This window comes from Achromobacter ruhlandii (assembly GCF_902859695.1).
Classification (GTDB): Bacteria; Pseudomonadota; Gammaproteobacteria; order Burkholderiales; family Burkholderiaceae_B; genus Achromobacter; species Achromobacter ruhlandii.
In genome coordinates this window covers 18,067-34,312 of sequence record NZ_CADIJL010000039.1, presented here as the reverse complement: position 1 = coordinate 34,312, position 16,246 = coordinate 18,067, and the positions used below count along the sequence as shown (strand labels likewise).

General features: G+C 68.9%; 12 protein-coding genes and 1 pseudogene. 10 read left to right on the top strand and 3 right to left on the bottom strand.

Features of this window, described 5'->3' with window-relative positions; translation table 11 throughout:
• Window positions 1–24: 24 nt before the first annotated feature.
• Together HV742_RS28100 and HV742_RS28095 are read right to left on the bottom strand one after the other, a co-directional pair.
• A pseudogene (locus HV742_RS28100) lies at window positions 25–318 on the bottom strand (efflux RND transporter permease subunit); the annotation flags it as partial.
• A complete protein-coding gene (locus HV742_RS28095) occupies window positions 285–1,253 on the bottom strand; it encodes a LysR family transcriptional regulator (protein ID WP_175146935.1) in 969 nt (322 codons plus the stop codon). The pseudogene HV742_RS28100 and the gene HV742_RS28095, both read right to left, overlap by 34 nt.
• A gap of 128 nt (window positions 1,254–1,381) precedes the next feature.
• Between HV742_RS28095 and HV742_RS28090 the strand changes: the two genes are divergently transcribed.
• Together HV742_RS28090 and HV742_RS28085 are read left to right on the top strand one after the other, a co-directional pair.
• Entirely contained in the window at window positions 1,382–2,536 is a 1,155-nt protein-coding gene (locus HV742_RS28090) for an FAD-dependent oxidoreductase (protein ID WP_175146934.1), read from the top strand.
• A gap of 70 nt (window positions 2,537–2,606) precedes the next feature.
• Window positions 2,607–3,422, top strand: coding sequence for a hypothetical protein (locus HV742_RS28085; protein WP_175146933.1), 816 nt, complete (start codon window positions 2,607–2,609; stop codon window positions 3,420–3,422).
• Window positions 3,423–3,445: 23 nt separating this feature from the next.
• Here the strand turns inward: HV742_RS28085 and HV742_RS28080 are convergent, their stop codons facing one another.
• Window positions 3,446–4,696 (bottom strand): NnrS family protein, encoded by a 1,251-nt coding sequence (locus tag HV742_RS28080; protein ID WP_175146932.1) that lies wholly within the window; start codon window positions 4,694–4,696, stop codon window positions 3,446–3,448.
• 240 nt (window positions 4,697–4,936) lie between these two features.
• Between HV742_RS28080 and HV742_RS28075 the strand changes: the two genes are divergently transcribed.
• The 8 genes from HV742_RS28075 to moaA all read left to right on the top strand — a co-directional run bounded on the left by HV742_RS28075 (window position 4,937) and on the right by moaA (window position 16,245).
• Entirely contained in the window at window positions 4,937–6,196 is a 1,260-nt protein-coding gene (locus HV742_RS28075; protein ID WP_054416918.1) for an MFS transporter, read from the top strand.
• A 19-nt stretch (window positions 6,197–6,215) separates the two neighbouring features.
• Window positions 6,216–7,601: a NarK family nitrate/nitrite MFS transporter gene (locus HV742_RS28070; protein WP_054416919.1), complete on the top strand. Its 1,386-nt coding sequence runs from the start codon at window positions 6,216–6,218 to the stop codon at window positions 7,599–7,601.
• A gap of 149 nt (window positions 7,602–7,750) precedes the next feature.
• Complete coding sequence (locus HV742_RS28065) at window positions 7,751–11,506, top strand: nitrate reductase subunit alpha (RefSeq protein WP_175146931.1); 3,756 nt, start codon at window positions 7,751–7,753, stop codon at window positions 11,504–11,506.
• On the top strand, window positions 11,503–13,065 hold the full coding sequence (narH, locus tag HV742_RS28060) for a nitrate reductase subunit beta (protein WP_175146930.1): 1,563 nt from the start codon (window positions 11,503–11,505) through the stop codon (window positions 13,063–13,065). The genes HV742_RS28065 and narH overlap by 4 nt, the downstream gene beginning before the upstream one ends.
• Before the next feature lie 14 nt (window positions 13,066–13,079).
• Window positions 13,080–13,727 (top strand): nitrate reductase molybdenum cofactor assembly chaperone, encoded by a 648-nt coding sequence (narJ, locus tag HV742_RS28055; protein WP_068959025.1) that lies wholly within the window; start codon window positions 13,080–13,082, stop codon window positions 13,725–13,727.
• Window positions 13,728–13,744: 17 nt separating this feature from the next.
• Window positions 13,745–14,428: a respiratory nitrate reductase subunit gamma gene (gene narI, locus HV742_RS28050; RefSeq protein WP_049074034.1), complete on the top strand. Its 684-nt coding sequence runs from the start codon at window positions 13,745–13,747 to the stop codon at window positions 14,426–14,428.
• Window positions 14,429–14,443: 15 nt separating this feature from the next.
• Entirely contained in the window at window positions 14,444–15,202 is a 759-nt protein-coding gene (locus HV742_RS28045; protein WP_175146929.1) for a peptidylprolyl isomerase, read from the top strand.
• Entirely contained in the window at window positions 15,199–16,245 is a 1,047-nt protein-coding gene (moaA, locus tag HV742_RS28040) for a GTP 3',8-cyclase MoaA (RefSeq protein ID WP_254601282.1), read from the top strand. The genes HV742_RS28045 and moaA overlap by 4 nt, the downstream gene beginning before the upstream one ends.
• Window position 16,246: the final 1 nt, after the last annotated feature.

Below are 16,246 nucleotides of genomic sequence, written 5' to 3'. Positions count from 1 at the left end.
TCGGGTGCGGCGCGGACGGGCGGATCAGGCGCGCCGCGCGCGCCACCCGGCCACCTTCAGCCGCAGCCGCTCCAGCGCCAGGTACACGATCGGCGTGGTGTACCGCGTCAGGAACTGGCTGATCATCAGCCCGCCGACGATGGTCACCCCCAGCGGCCGGCGCGGTTCCGAGCCTTCGCCCATGCCCAGCACCAGCGGCAGCGCGCCCAGCAGGCCGGCCACGTTGGTCATGACGATGGGGCGCAGGCGCAGCATGGCGGCGCGATGGATGGCCTGTTCCGGCGTCAGGCCCTCGCGCCGCTCCTGGCCGAGCGCGAAGGGCGGCCAGCGCCAGCCGCGGGCGCGCCCAGGCCGGCCTCGGCCAGCCGGGTCTGGATCAATTCAAGCAGCGCCCGGGCCCGCGCGCTGACCGAGTGGCGGTGGCTGTAGACCCCGAGCAACTGCAGGGGCGCCGGTTGCAGGTCCAGCGGCACTTCGCACAGGCGGCCGGCGGCCAGGTCCTCCTGGCATGAGGCGGCCGCCAGGATCGCGAAGCCGATGCCCTGGCGCGCGCCCATCAGCGCCAGTTCGCCGCTGTTGACGCGGTAGCGGCTGCGCACCGGCACCTTGACGATGTCTCCGGCCGCGTCCACGAATTGCCAGGGCATGCCCTTGAGCGCGCTCAGGGTGGTGATGCAGGGCAGCGCCTTGAGCTGGCGCGCCTGGCGCGGCACGCCGACGCGGCTCAGCAGCGCGGGCGAGGCAACCACGATGCTGGGCAATATCGCCAGTTCGCGCGTGATGAGGCTGCTGTCGTCCTGGCGGCCGCGATGGAACACGATCGACAGATCGACATCCTCGCGCAACGCGTCGATGCCATCGAGGCGGGTGTCGCAGGCCAGGTCGATGCCGGGGTGGCGATCGCAGAACTCCGCCAGGATCGGCGCCAGCAGCCGTGGCGCTTCGCCCGGCATGCACAGGTGCAGCGGCCCGCGCAGTTCCTGCCTGGCCGCGCCCAGTTCCTCTTCCGTGGCGGCCAGGCTGTCCAGCAACGGCTTGGCCCGCTGGTACAGCAGTTGGCCGGCTTCGGTCATGCGCAGATGGCGGGTGCTGCGTTCCAGCAGCCGCACGCCCAGCCGCCGTTCCAGTCCCGCGACATGGCGGCTGACGTTCGACGACGGCATGGCCAGGCGCCGCGCCGCGCCCGCGAAACTCTGTTCATCCACCACCGCCGCGTAGACGCGAACGCTGTTCAGATCCAGGGCCTGACCCATGATTATCCCGTTTGCGATATGAAAGGAACCCATTTTTCCATACTAGTTCTCGCATCCGGCGGAATCTACGATGCGGATCCTGTGTGCGGCGATGGGCCGGCACGCGGAATTTGAAGCAAGGATTCAGCATGGATATCGGAATACTGGGCGGCGGGATCGCCGGCCTGAGCGTGGCGCTCGCCCTGCATCGGTCGGGACACCGGCCGCGGGTCTACGAACGCGGCGCCGCGCCGGCCACGATGGGGGCCGGCGTGACGCTGTGGCCCAATGCGGGGTTCGTGCTCGACCGGCTCGGCCTGCTGCCGGACATCGCCGCGCTGGGGGGAAAGCCGGTGGCGATGCGCCGTTACGACCCCGCGGGCAATGCCCTGGGCGGACTCGACATCACCGCGCTGGATCGCCTGATGGGGTACCCGACCCATGCGATCCTGCGCCGCGACCTGCTGGCCGTGCTGCTGGCGCACACGGCGCGCGCCGGCATCACGGTCGAGTACGGCCATCGCGCGGTGGCGATCGAGCCGGGCGATGATGGCCGCGCCACGGCGCGGTTTGACAATGGCGCCGCCATCCGGCCGGACCTGCTCATCGGCGCGGATGGCCGCATGGAATCGGTGGCGCGCCGCTTCGTCACGGGTGACAACAAGCCGGTCTACCAAGGGTTCGTGAACTGGATCGGCGTCGCGTCGGCGCCAGGCCTGGCCGATGACATCGCCATCCAGGACTATTGGGGCGTCGGCGAGCGTTTCGGCTGCGTCGCGGTGCGGCGGGATCTGGTCTATTGGGCCGGGGCCCAGGTCCGGCCGCTGTCCGCCGCCGGGGAGGGGGCGGATCCGCGCGCGGAGGTTGCCGGCCTTTTCGCCGATTGGGCCGCGCCGGTCGGGCGCCTCATCCAGGCGACGCCCGCCGACGCCGTGCGCCTGATCGCCGTGCATGACCTGGACACGCCGGCGGTCTGGCATCGGGACAATGTGCTGCTGGTGGGCGATGCCGCGCACGCGCCGTTGCCGACCTCGGGCCAGGGCGCGTGCCAGGCGCTGGAGGATGCCTGGCACCTGGGCCAATGCCTGGCGGCCGGGCCGCGCGACCTGGAGGCGGCGCTGGCCGCCTTCACCGCGATCCGCCGGCCCAAGACCGCCGGCTTGACCGAGCTGGCCCGCGTCCATGCGCGCGGCCTGTTCGAGCGCGATCCGGAGATCTGCCGCCTGCGCGACCAGCAGGCCAGGGCGGCCGACCCGGCGGCGGCGCTACGAGGTTTGGCCAGCGCCTGGGGCGAAGGGCTGTGAACGGGGATAATACGGTTTTCCAGCCAGTTTCCGCCCCGGCGTGCGCCGGGCCGCTCATAGGGTTTCATCCATGCAAGAAAATACCTCCGCCGCCGCGCTGATCGACGCGCTGCGCACCGACCGCGCCGCGTTGCAGCTGTGGCAAACCTTGGCGCGCGAGTACCAGGGCAAGCATGCCGAGGTGCTGGCGCCGCTGGAGGTCACCGAGATCGAGCTCAAGGCCAGGCTGGTGTTCTGCTTCGACCATGCCGCCAGGCAGAAGGAGCTGACCAAGGCGGAACGCCAGCTGGTGTCCGAGATCGCCGCGCAATTGGGGCAGGAAACGCTGTTCTCGATCCTGCTGGATGGCACGCCGGCCGAATGCGACGTCGAGCGCCTGAAGGCGGTCTACCGCAAGCACAGCGATTCCGACATCGACGCCGAAGTGGCCGAGGAACGCGAGGCCGAGGCGGCCGAGATGGCCGAGATGACCCCCTCCGCGCAGGCCCAGGCAGACGCGCCCGCCATCGCCGCGACGTTCGCGCCCGACGCGCTGGCGCAGGCCGAGGCCTTGCTGGCGCTGGGGCCGGACGGGCTGGACGGCGTGGCCGAAGACAAGCTGGCGCTGGCCATTCCCGTGCTGCGGGAGCAACTGGTGGCCGTGAACCGCGAGCTGGCCGCGTTCGAACGCGACTTCAAGGCCGAATACCGCTTCGATCCGGAGCAGCCGATCGACCCGGCCGACCTGATGGAAGACCTGGACGCGGAAATCGCCGATGTGCGGGACTACATCGGCGAGCTGGAGTTCGAGCTGTCGCAGTTCGTCGACATGCAGCAGCTCAAGGCCTGGCTCAAGGCCATGAAGAAGCAGCTGGAAGCGACCCGCCGGCGCGAAGCGCGCGGCTGATAAACGGGGCGGCCGTCCGCGCTTCAAGGCGCCCGGCGCGGCCCGGCGGGCACGATCTTCATCATCGGCGCCGCCGGCTTGGCGGCGGCGTCCGCGCGCGGCCGGATCATCCACGGCCAGAAGCGCCACAGGTACAAGCCGAACCCCAGCGCCCAGGCGCCGGCCGACGCATGCAGCAAGCCCAGCGTGGCGCCGGTCGGCACCAGGGCGGCCAGGCGCAGCAGCGCCGCCAGGATCACCAGCGCATAGCTCAGCACCATGCTGCGGTCGGCGCGCAGCGGCCGGCCCAGGTGGCCCATCGCCGTGCGCGTGGCCATGCCGATGATCAGCACCGAGAAACCGGCCACGCCGATGACGTGCGCCGGCCAGGCGGGCCGCGCCACGTAGCCGGCCAGTTGCGCCGCGCCCGCCAGCAGGCCGAGGCCCAGGCCCAGATAACCCACGTACAGGACCCAAAGCAGCGGCACGCGGCGCGCGGCCCACGGCTTCCAGGCCAGCCACTGCGCCAGCGCCAGGATGCCGGTGACCGCGAGCAGCAGCGCGGCGGCACGCGGCGCCCCGGCCAGCAGGCCGGCAATCGCCAGCACGCCGGCGCCCAGCTGCCAATGGCCGCTGCGGGTGTGGGGCGGAATTTCCAGGCCGGCGACGGCCCGCTTGGCGAAGAACGGCAGCACGCGGCGCGCGATCAGCAGCGTCAGCACCGCCATCATCAAAAGGCCGGCGTTGAAGTAGCGCATCAGCGCCACGTAATCGCCGGCCAGCGCGGCGCGCAGATACAGCGCGTGGGCCGCGGCCAGCGCCAGCAGCAGCAATGGCACGCCGTAGTTGCGGCGATTGCGCGTGATCCAGACGGCGCGCGCCAGGGCAATGGCGGCCCACAGGAAGAACAGCAGGTCGGCCACGGCGGCCACGGTGAAGGCCGTCATGCCGGGCGCCAGGTAGGCGCCGCGCGCCACCAGCCAGAGCGCGCACAGCGCCGCCAGCGGCGCGCCGCGCAGCGGGTTGCGGCCGGTCCAGTTGGCGCCGGCCGTCAGCAGGAAGCCGACCGCGATGGTGGCCACGAAGCCCCACAGCATCTCGTGCGCGTGCCAGGGCATGGCGGTCAGCACGCCGGCCAGCCGGGCCGGGGCGAACACCCATAGCAGCACCGACAGCAGCGCCCAGGCGCAGCCAGCCAGGTAAAGCGGGCGAAAGCCCATTTCGGTGAAGGCGCGCCAATTCGGCCGCGCGGCGCCGTCGGCGGCGGGTTCTTCCAGGGTGAGCAGGGTGGACATGATGACCTTTGACCGGTAGCCGGCGGAGTGATTTTGAATGTGTATTTGAAATACATATTAATGCCGAAGGAGGCTTTCGGCCCATCGCGCGGATTTGATCCCGCGCAAACGCGGCGGCTTTTCCGGGGTGACTAGTCACATCGGCGCCGCCGATATGGTCGGCCGGCGAATGGTGGCGGCGGGCGCGGATGCCTAGGCTTGGGGCTGTCGTATTCCGTGTGCAAAAAAGCGAGAACCACCATGGCATCAACCCACCCCTCGGCCAGCGCGCCCATGCGGGTCCTGGTATCCAGCACCTTCGCCTTCACCATCTGCTTCGCGGTATGGATGATCTTCGCGGTGCTGGGCATTCCCATCAAGACACAGCTCGGCCTGTCCGAGACCGAATTCGGCCTGCTGGCCGCCATGCCGGTGTTGACCGGTTCCCTGGTGCGCGTGCCGCTGGGCATCTGGACCGACCGCTACGGCGGCCGGCCGGTGTTCTTCGTGCTGATGCTGCTGGCGGTGGTGCCGATCTGGCTGCTGTCCTACGCCACCGAGTACTGGCAATTCCTGGTGCTGGCGCTGTTCGTGGGCCTGACTGGCGGCTCGTTCTCGGTCGGCACGCCCTACGTGGCGCGCTGGTTTCCGCGCAACAAGCAGGGCCTGGCCATGGGCGTGTTCGGCGCCGGCAATTCGGGCTCGGCCATCACCAAGTTCGTGGCGCCGGCGCTGATCGCCGCCGCCGGCGGCGCCTGGGTGATCGTGCCGCAGGTGTACGCGGTGGCCCTGCTGGTGACGGCGATCCTGTTCTGGCTGTTCTCGGCCTCGGATCCGTCGCACCGGGTGGCCGGCGGCGCCAGCCTGAAGGCGCAATTCGCGATGCTGAAGGACCCGCGCGTGTGGCGCTACTGCCAGTACTACTCGGTGGTGTTCGGCGGCTACGTGGCGCTGGCGCTCTGGATGACCAAGTACTACATCGGCGAATACGGTTTCGACATGAAGCTGGCGGCGCTGCTGGCCGCGTGCTTCTCGCTGCCGGGCGGCGTGCTGCGCGCCGTGGGCGGCTGGATCTCGGACCGCTACGGCGCCTACAAGACCACCTGGTGGGTGATGTGGGTGTGCTGGGTGGCGTTCTTCATCCTGAGCTATCCGCAGACGCACTTTACCGTGCTGACCACCGGCGGCCCGCGACAGTTTGACATCGCCCTGGGGCCGACCAGCTTCACCATCCTGCTGTTCATCGTCGGCATCGCCATGGCGATTGGCAAGGCCTCGGTCTTCAAGTTCATCTCGGATGAGTTCGGCCAGAACATCGGCGCGGTCTCGGGCATCGTCGGCCTGGCCGGCGGCCTGGGCGGCTTCATCCTGCCGATCCTGTTCGGCGTGCTGCTGGACCTGACCGGCGTGCGCTCCAGCGCCTTCATGCTGCTGTACGGCACGGTCTGCGTCTCGCTCATCTTCATGCATTTCAGCTTCCGGCCCGAAAGCGCCGCCACCGCGCGGCGCCAAGCCGCCTGATCCTCACCGGAGAAAACCTATGTCTTCCCATGTCCTGGCGCGCTGGGAGCCGGAAAACCCCGGCTTCTGGAAACAGACCGGCGCCCGCATCGCCAACCGCAACCTGTGGATTTCCATTCCCGCGCTGATGCTGGCGTTCAGCATCTGGATGCTGTGGAGCGTGGTGGTGGTCAACCTCGACCGCGCCGGCTTCATGCTGTCCAAGAACCAGCTGTTCTGGCTGACCGCGCTGCCGGCGCTGTCGGGCGCCACGCTGCGCATCTTCTATTCGTTCCTGGTGCCGGTGTTCGGCGGCCGCAAGTGGACCGCGATCTCGACCGCCTCGCTGCTGATCCCGGCGCTGGGCATGGGCTTCGCGCTGCGCGACCCGACCACCTCGTTCCCGACGCTGCTGATCCTGGCGCTGCTGTGCGGCCTGGGGGGCGGCAACTTCAGCTCCAGCATGGCCAACATCAGCTTCTTCTTTCCCAAGGACAAGAAGGGCCTGGCCACCGGCCTTAACGCGGGCATCGGCAACCTGGGCGTGTCGCTGGTGCAGTTCGTGGTGCCGGTGGTGATCTCGATGGGCGTGTTCGGCGCCCTTGGCGGCGAGCCGCAGACGATTACCGCCGGCGGTGTCCAGCGCAGCCTGTGGCTGCAGAACGCCGGCTTCATCTGGGTCATTCCCATCGCGCTGGCCTCGCTGGCGGCATGGTTCGGCATGAACGACATCGCCGACGCGCGCGCCTCGTTCGCCGACCAGGCGGTGATCTTCAAGCGCAAGCACAACTGGCTGATGTGCTGGCTGTATGTCGGCACCTTCGGCTCGTTCATCGGTTTCTCGGCGGGCTTTGCCATGCTGACCAAGACGCTGTTCCCGCAGGTCGACCCGACCACCTATGCCTTCCTGGGCCCGCTGGTGGGCTCGCTGACCCGTCCCGTGGGCGGCTGGGTCTCGGACAAGCTGGGCGGGGCGCGCGTCACGCTGTTCACCTTCATCGGCATGATCGCCGCGGTGCTGGGCGTGGTGATGTTCCTGCCGCTGAACGGGCAGGGCGGCGACTTCAATGGCTTCCTGGCCATGTTCATCGTGCTGTTCGCGCTGACCGGCGTGGGCAACGGCTCGACCTTCCGCATGATCCCGGTGATCTTCCTGCGCGAACGCACCCAGGCCGCGCAAGGCAAGGGCGCGGCCGCGCAGAAGCAGGCGCTGACCGACGCGGCGCGCGAATCGGCGGCAGTGCTGGGCTTTTCCGGCGCGATCGGCGCCTATGGCGGCTTTTTCATCCCGCGCAGCTTCGGCACCTCGCTGGAGCTGACCGGCAGCGCCCAGGCGGCCCTGTATTGCTTCATCGGCTTCTACGCCACCTGCGTGCTGATCACCTGGTGGTACTACGCGCGCCGCAACGCGCCGGTGCCCTGCTGACGGCAGGGTTGGCCGGGGTGACTAGTCACTCTGCCGCGCCCGCCCTGTGCCACCGGCGAATGGTCGGCCGGGCGGGCGAACACTAAAGTGATTTTGACAGCACAGATTGCAGTACGCGCCGGCCGGGCCGGCGCTCTTGGAGAAACGCAATGAGTCATTTTCTTGACCGGTTGAAGTTCATGTCGCGGGTGAAATCCACCTACGCGGACGGTCACGGCGCAGTGGTCAATGAAGACCGCAAGTGGGAAAACGCCTATCGCGCCCGCTGGCAGCACGACAAGGTGGTGCGCTCGACCCACGGGGTCAACTGCACCGGCTCGTGCTCGTGGAAGGTCTACGTCAAGAACGGCCTGATCACCTGGGAGACCCAGCAGACCGACTACCCGCGCACGCGGCCGGACCTGCCCAACCACGAGCCGCGCGGCTGTCCGCGTGGCGCGTCCTATAGCTGGTACGTCTATTCGGCGCAGCGCGTGAAGTACCCGATGATGCGCGGCCGCCTGATGGAAATGTGGCGCGAGGCGCGCAAGACCATGGACCCGATCGCGGCCTGGGAATGGATCAGCCAGGACCCGGCGCGCGCCAGGCGCTACAAGTCGGTGCGCGGGCTGGGCGGCTTCGTGCGCACGGACTGGGACACGGCCACCGAGATGATCGCCGCCGCCAACGCCTACACCATCAAGAAGTTCGGCCCCGACCGCCTGATCGGCTTTTCGCCGATTCCCGCCATGTCGATGGTCAGCTATGCCGCCGGCGCCCGCTACCTGAGCCTGCTGGGCGGCGCCTGCCTGAGCTTCTATGACTGGTATTGCGACTTGCCGCCGGCCAGCCCGCAGATCTGGGGCGAGCAGACCGACGTGCCGGAATCGGCCGACTGGTACAACTCGACCTACCTGATGGTGTGGGGCTCGAACGTGCCGCAGACCCGCACCCCCGACGCCCACTTCTACACCGAGGTCCGCTACAAGGGCACCAAGACGGTGGCGGTGTCCAGCGACTTCGGCGAAATGGTCAAGTTCGGCGACATCTGGCTGGCGCCCAAGCAGGGCACCGACGCCGCGCTGGCGATGGCCATGGGCCACGTCATCCTCAAGGAATTCCACCTGTCGGGCGCCTCGGCCTATTTCCGCGACTACGTGCGGCGCTACACCGACATGCCGATGCTGGTGCTGCTCAAGGAGCGCGACGGCTTTTACGCGCCCGACCACTTCCTGCGCGCCTCGCAGCTGGACGGCGCGCTGGGCGAGCAGAACAACCCCGACTGGAAGACGCTGGTGTTCGACGACACCAGCGGCGACCTGGTGGCGCCCAATGGCAGCATCGGCTTTCGCTGGGGCGAGGGCGCGGTCAACGGCGGCGAGAAGGTCGGCCGCTGGAACCTGGAAGCGCGCGACGGCGGCAGCGGCCGCGCCATCGAGCCGCGCCTGAGCCTGCTGGACGGCGCCGATGCCGTGGTCGGCGTGGGCTTCCCGTACTTCGGCGCCGAGCACGACGACCTGCTGGTGCGCAACGTGCCGGCGCGCCGCATCCGCCTGGCCGACGGCAGCGAGGCTCTGGCGGCCACGGTGTACGACCTGCAGATGGCCAACTACGGCCTGGATCGCGGCCTGGGCGGCGGCAACGTGGCCGCGTCCTATGACGACGACGTGCCCTACACCCCGGCCTGGCAGGAAAAGCACACCGGCGTGCCGCGCGCGCAGGTGATCCAGGTGGCGCGCGAGTTCGCCCAGAACGCCCACGATACCGAGGGCAAGTCGATGGTCATCGTCGGCGCCGGCCTGAACCACTGGTACCACATGGACATGATTTACCGCGGCATCATCAACATGTTGATGATGTGCGGCTGCGTCGGCAAGAGCGGCGGCGGCTGGGCCCACTACGTGGGCCAGGAAAAGCTGCGCCCGCAGTTCGGCTGGGCGCCGCTGGCGTTCGCGTCCGACTGGGTGCGCCCGCCGCGCCAGATGAACGGCACCTCGTTCTTCTACGCCCATACCAGCCAGTGGCGCCATGAAAAGCTGAACGTGCAGGAAGTGCTGGGCCCGACCGCCGACCGTGGCCGCTATGGCGACCTCAGCATGATCGACCTGAACGCCCGCGCCGAGCGCATGGGCTGGCTGCCGTCGGCGCCGCAGCTGCGCACCAATCCGCTGGACCTGACCGCGCAGGCCGAAGCCGCCGGCAAGGACCCGGTGGCGTACGCCGTCGAGCAGCTCAAGTCCGGCGAACTGCGCATGTCCTGCGAAGACCCGGACGACCCCGCCAACTTCCCGCGCAACATGTTCGTGTGGCGCTCCAACATCCTGGGTTCCAGCGGCAAGGGCCACGAGTACTTCCTGAAGTACCTGCTGGGCACGCAGAACGCGGTGTTCGGCGACGAGGCCGACGCCATCAAGCCGGTCGAGGTCACCTACCAGGAAGACGCGGCCGAGGGCAAGCTCGACCTGCTGACGGTGCTGGACTTCCGCATGAGCACCACCTGCCTGTACGGCGACATCGTGCTGCCGACGGCCACCTGGTACGAGAAGGACGACCTCAACACGTCCGACATGCACCCCTTCATCCACCCGCTGAGCGAAGCCGTGCAGCCGCTCTGGGAAAGCAAGACCGACTGGGAGATCTACAAGCTGCTGGCCAGGAAGTTCAGCGACATCGGCGGCCCCTATCTGGGCAAGCGCCGCGACCTGGTGCTGACGCCGCTGATGCATGACACCCCGGGGGAACTGGGGCAGGCTTTCGAACCCAAGGACTGGAAGCTGGGCGAATGCGACCTGGTGCCGGGCAAGACCGCGCCCAACATGACCGTGGTCGAGCGCGACTACAACGACATCTACCGCAAGTTCACCTCGGTCGGTCCGCTGCTGGACAAGCTGGGCAACGGCGGCAAGGGCATCAACTGGAACACCGAGCATGAAGTGGGCGAACTGGCCGGCATCAACGAGCGCGTCGACGAACCCGGCGTGAGCCAGGGCCGGCCGCGCCTGGACAGCGCCATCGACGCCGCCGAAATGATCCTGACCTTCGCGCCCGAGACCAATGGCCACGTGTCGGTCAAGGCCTGGGAAGCGCTGGGCAAGATCACCGGCCGCGACCACACCCACCTGGCGGTGGGCCGCGAGCACGACAAGATCCGCTTCCGCGACATCCAGGCGCAGCCGCGCAAGATCATCTCGGCGCCGACCTGGTCGGGCCTGGAAAGCGAAGAGGTCAGCTACAACGCCGGCTACACCAACGTGCACGAGCTGATCCCGTGGCGCACCCTGACCGGCCGCCAGCAGTTCTACCAGGACCACCGCTGGATGCTGGACTTCGGCGAGGGCTCGTGCGTCTACAAGCCGGCGATCGACACCAAGACCGTGGCGCCGATGCTGGGCCGCTATCCCAATGGCGAGAAGGAACTGGTGCTGAACTGGCTGACGCCGCACCAGAAGTGGGGCATCCACAGCACCTATTCCGACAACCTGCGCATGCTGACGCTGAGCCGCGGCGGTCCCCACGTGTGGATCTCCGAGGCCGAGGCCAAGCAGGCCGGGCTGGTCGACAACGACTGGGTCGAGGTGTTCAACGTCAACGGCACGCTGACCGCCCGGGTGGTGGTGAGCCAGCGCGTGCCGGTCGGCATGTGCCTGATGTACCACGCCCAGGAAAAGATCGTGAACGTGCCGGGCGCGGAAACCAGCGGCAAGCGCGGCGGCATCCACAACTCGGTGACGCGCACCGTGCTCAAGCCGACCCACATGATCGGCGGCTACGCGCAGCAGGCCTACGGCTTCAACTATTACGGCACCGTGGGCGCCAATCGCGACGAATTCGTGGTGCTGCGCAAGATGAAGAAGGTGGACTGGCTGGAAGGCCCGCTGGTCGAGGATCCCGCCGCCCAAACGCAACAGGAAGAGAAGCAATCATGAGGATACGCGCCCAAATCGGCATGGTGCTGAATCTGGACAAGTGCATCGGCTGCCACACTTGCTCGGTCACCTGCAAGAACGTCTGGACCAGCCGCGACGGCGTCGAGTACGCCTGGTTCAACAACGTCGAGACCAAGCCCGGCATCGGCTATCCCAAGGAATGGGAGAACCAGGAGAAATGGCAGGGCGGCTGGCGCCGCACGGCGGCGGGCAAGCTGGAACCGCGCCAGGGCGGCAAGCTGCGCATCCTGGCCAACCTGTTCGCCAACCCCAACCTGCCGCAGATCGACGACTACTACGAGCCGTTCACCTTCGACTACGAGCACCTGAAGAACGCGCCGCTGTCGCAGACGCCGCCTACCGCGCGCCCGGTGTCGGTGCTGACCGGCAAGAAGATGGACAAGATCGTCTGGGGGCCGAACTGGGAGGACGACCTGGGCGGTGAATTCGCCGCGCGCAGCCGCGACGCCTTGTTCGAGGGCGTGCAGAAGGAGATGTACTCGACCTTCGAGAACACCTTCATGATGTACCTGCCGCGCCTGTGCGAACACTGCCTGAACCCGGCCTGTGTCGCCAGCTGCCCGTCGGGCTCGATCTACAAGCGCGAGGACGACGGCATCGTGCTGGTCGACCAGGACAAGTGCCGCGGCTGGCGCATGTGCATCTCGGGCTGCCCGTACAAGAAGATCTACTACAACTGGCACAGCGGCAAGGCCGAGAAGTGCACCTTCTGCTATCCGCGCATCGAGGCCGGCCAGCCGACCGTGTGCTCGGAGACCTGCGTCGGCCGCATCCGCTACCTGGGCGTGATGCTGTACGACGCCGACCAGATCGAGCGCGCCGCCGCCGTCGGCAACGAGCAGGACCTGTACCAGTCGCAGCTGGACCTGTTCCTGGATCCGCACTCGCCCGAGGTGATCGCCGCGGCGCGCGAGCAGGGCATCCCGGAATCGTGGCTGGAAGCCGCGCGCCAGTCGCCGGTCTACAAGATGGCGGTGGAGTGGCGCGTCGCCTTCCCGCTGCATCCGGAATACCGCACGCTGCCGATGGTCTGGTACATCCCGCCGCTGTCGCCGATCCAGACCGCGGCCGAGGCCGGCAAGATGCCGCAGCGCACGCTCGGCACCAGCGCCATGATCCCGGACGTGGCCAGCCTGCGCATTCCGGTGCGCTACCTGGCCAACCTGCTGACGGCGGGCAAGGAAGCCCCCGTGTTGCAGGCGCTCGAACGGATGCTGGCGATGCGCGCCTACAAGCGCGCCGAGACCGTGCATGGCGAGCGCGATACGGCCTTGCTGGAACAGGTCGGCCTGTCGGAAGCGACCGTGCAGGACATGTACCGCATCATGGCGATTGCCGACTACGAGGACCGCTTCGTGGTGCCCAGCAGCCACAAGGAAATCGTCGAGGACAGCTTCAACGAGAAGGGCAGCTGCGGCTTCACCTTCGGCAACGGCTGCTCGGGCGGCGTCTCGGAAGGCACGCTGTTCGGCCGCAAGCCGCAGGGCAGCGAGATCTTCATCGACATGCCGAAGTCGCGCAAGAAGGCCGCGGCCTGAGACGGGAGAACATCATGAGCCTTTATCGCCTGCTTTCCGCGCTGCTCTGCTACCCCGAACAGGAACTGCTCGACGCCCTGACCGAGGTCGAGGGCGCGTTGGCCGCCCATCCCGACGCCGAGGAAGCCCTGCAACCGCTGATCGGCCACCTCGCCAGCCAGGACCTGATCGCGCTGCAGGAGACCTACGTGGCCACCTTCGACCGCAACCGCGCCCATTCGCTGCACCTGTTCGAGCACGTGCACGGCGAAAGCCGCGACCGTGGCCAGGCCATGGTCGACCTGCTGGAGACCTACCGCCAGCACGGCTTCGAACCGGTGGTGTCGGAACTGCCGGACCACGTGCCGCTGTTCCTGGAGTTCCTGGGCGTGATCGACCCGGCCGTGGCGCAGGACCTGCTGGACGACGCCATCCATGTGCTGGCCGCCATCGGCGCGCGCCTGGCGCGCAACGAGAGCCCGTACGCCAGCGTCTTCGTCGTGCTGCGCGGCCTGTCGCGGGTCACGCCGCGCGAGCAGACCGCGCCGCCGGTGCGCGACATGGACGAAGCCATGGAGACCTTCGGCGCCGGCGCCGACGGCGTCGAACCGCTGCTGCGTCCGTTCTCGGGCGACGGCGCGCAGGCCGTGCGCTTCTATCCCCGGGCGCCGGTCACCCGCTAATTTCCAGGACACGCATCATGAATTCCCTGAACCAGTTCTTCTTCGGCATCTATCCCTACATTGCCCTGACGGTGTTCCTGCTGGGCAGCCTGGCGCGTTTCGAGCGCGAGCAGTACACCTGGAAGACCGACAGCTCGCAGCTGCTGCATCGCGGCCAGCTGCGGCTGGGCAACATCCTGTTCCACGTCGGTATCCTTGGGCTGTTCTTCGGCCACCTGGTCGGCCTGTTGACCCCGGTGGTGGTGTGGGACACGCTGGGCGTGTCGCACACGCTCAAGCAGACGGTGGCCATGGTGGCCGGCGGCGTCATGGGCGGGCTGTGCCTGATCGGCCTCTTGATCCTGATCCACCGCCGCCTGAGCGACCCGCGCATCCGCAAGGCCACCCGGCCCGGCGACAAGCTGTTGCTGGCGTGGATCCTGGCGACGCTGCTGCTGGGCCTGTCGACCATCGCGCTGTCGGCCGGCCACATGGACGGCGAGATGATGGTGCGCCTGATGCACTGGGCGCAGCACATCGTCACCTTCCGCAGTGGCGCCGCCGACTTCGTGGCCGAGGTGCCGCCGCTGTTCAAGGCGCACCTGTTCATGGGCCTGACGCTGTTCGTGATCTTCCCGTTCACGCGCCTGGTGCACGTCTGGAGCGGCTTCGCCTCGGTCGGCTACCTGGGCCGCGCCTGGCAACTGGTGCGTCCGCGCTGACCCGAGGAGGCCGACATGCCTGTGACGATCAATGGCGTCGAACTGACCGACGCCGACATGGAGCAAGAACTGCCGCTGCACGCGGACGCGCCCAACCCGATGCGCGCCGCCACCACGGCGCTGGTGCTGCGCCGGGTGCTGCGGGACGAGGCGGCGCGGCAGGGGTTGGACCTCGCCTCGGAAGACGACGCCATCGGCGTGCTGCTGGAACGCCACGCGCCGGCGCCCGAGGCCGACGAGGCGGCCTGCCGGCGCTATTACCAGGCCAATCCGCAGCGCTTCATCGTGGGCGAGCTGATCGAGGCCGATCACATCCTGTTCCAGGTCACCCCCGGGGTGAATCTGGACCTGCTGCGGGCCCACGCCGGCGCGGTGCTGGCCGACCTGCTGGCCGATCCGTCCGGTTTCGCCGAGGTCGCGCGGCGCCAGTCGAACTGCCCGTCGGCGGCGGTGGGCGGCAACCTGGGGCAGCTGGGGCGCGGCGACACCGTGCCCGAATTCGAAAAGGCCGTGTTCGCCCTGCCGGCCGGCGGCCTGTTGCCGCAGGTGCTGGAGACCCGTCACGGGCTGCACATCGTGCGCGTGACGCGGCGCATCGAAGGGCGCCTGCTGCCGTTCGAGCAGGTGCGCGAATCGATCGCGTCGGCCCTGGCCGCCGCCAGCCGCGACACCGCCTGGCGCCAGTACGCCAGGCTGCTGGTGGAGCGCGCCGACGTGCGCGGCATCGACCTGGGCGCGGCCGAGGACGACCGGGTGTTCGGGAGCCCGACATGACACCCGCGCCCGCCCTGGCGGCGGCCCCGGCGGCCTCGGTCGCCACCCTGGGGCCGACCGCGCCGCGGGGGCTGATTGACGGCTTCGGCCGCCGTATCGACTACCTGCGAGTCTCGGTCACCGACCGCTGCGACCTGCGCTGCGGCTATTGCATGCCCAAGGGCTTCAAGGGCTTCGAAGAGCCGTCCAACTGGCTGCGCCACGACGAGATGGCGCGACTGGCGGGCCTGTTCGCCGGCCTGGGCGTGCGCCGCGTGCGGCTGACGGGCGGCGAGCCGCTGCTGCGCCGCGGCGTGGCCGGCCTGGCCGCCGCCATCGCGGCGCTGCCGGAGGTGGACGACCTGTCGTTGTCGACCAACGGCACCCAGCTGGCGCGCCATGCCGCCGCGTTGCGCGCGGCCGGCGTGGACCGTCTCAACATCAGCCTGGACACGCTGGACGCGGCCGCATTCGGCCGCATCACCGGCCGCGATTGCCTCGACGCGGTGCTGGCCGGCCTGCGCGCCGCGCGCGACGCCGGTTTCGCGCCGATCAAGCTCAACAGCGTGGTGCACGCCGCCACGCCCGAGGCCGACGTGCGCCGGCTGCTGGACTACGCCGTGGCGCAGGGCTTCATCCTGCGCCTGATCGAACCGATGCCGTTGGGCGACTGCGGCCGCCGCTATGCCCATGCCGACCTGGGCGCGCTGGGCGCGCGGCTGGCGGCCGACGCCGGCCTGGTGCCGGCGCTGGCGGGGCAGGGCGCGGGCCCGGCGCGCTACTGGGGCACGGGCAGCGGCGCGGCGGCGCTGGGCGTCATCACCCCCATGTCGCGCCATTTCTGCGCCGCTTGCAACCGCGTGCGGCTGGGCGTGGACGGCACCCTGTACCTGTGCCTGGGCCAGGAAGACCAGGTGCCGCTGGGCCGGCTGCTGCGCGACGGCGCCAGCGACGCCGAGCTGGAACAGGCGATCCGCGCCGGCATCGCCGCCAAGCCGGAACGCCACGAATTCACCACCCGGCCCGAGCGCATCGTGCGCTTCATGTCGCAGACCGGAGGCTGAC

Bases quoted from the DNA above. Each gene is read 5' to 3' on its own strand.
- HV742_RS28095 (WP_175146935.1), bottom strand. From the start codon at position 1,253: ATGGGTCAGGCCCTGGATCTGAACAGCGTTCGCGTCTACGCGGCGGTG.
- HV742_RS28090 (WP_175146934.1), top strand. From the start codon at position 1,382: ATGGATATCGGAATACTGGGCGGCGGGATCGCCGGCCTGAGCGTGGCG.
- HV742_RS28085 (WP_175146933.1), top strand. From the start codon at position 2,607: ATGCAAGAAAATACCTCCGCCGCCGCGCTGATCGACGCGCTGCGCACC.
- HV742_RS28080 (WP_175146932.1), bottom strand. From the start codon at position 4,696: ATGTCCACCCTGCTCACCCTGGAAGAACCCGCCGCCGACGGCGCCGCG.
- HV742_RS28075 (WP_054416918.1), top strand. From the start codon at position 4,937: ATGGCATCAACCCACCCCTCGGCCAGCGCGCCCATGCGGGTCCTGGTA.
- HV742_RS28070 (WP_054416919.1), top strand. From the start codon at position 6,216: ATGTCTTCCCATGTCCTGGCGCGCTGGGAGCCGGAAAACCCCGGCTTC.
- HV742_RS28065 (WP_175146931.1), top strand. From the start codon at position 7,751: ATGAGTCATTTTCTTGACCGGTTGAAGTTCATGTCGCGGGTGAAATCC.
- narH (WP_175146930.1), top strand. From the start codon at position 11,503: ATGAGGATACGCGCCCAAATCGGCATGGTGCTGAATCTGGACAAGTGC.
- narJ (WP_068959025.1), top strand. From the start codon at position 13,080: ATGAGCCTTTATCGCCTGCTTTCCGCGCTGCTCTGCTACCCCGAACAG.
- narI (WP_049074034.1), top strand. From the start codon at position 13,745: ATGAATTCCCTGAACCAGTTCTTCTTCGGCATCTATCCCTACATTGCC.
- HV742_RS28045 (WP_175146929.1), top strand. From the start codon at position 14,444: ATGCCTGTGACGATCAATGGCGTCGAACTGACCGACGCCGACATGGAG.
- moaA (WP_254601282.1), top strand. From the start codon at position 15,199: ATGACACCCGCGCCCGCCCTGGCGGCGGCCCCGGCGGCCTCGGTCGCC.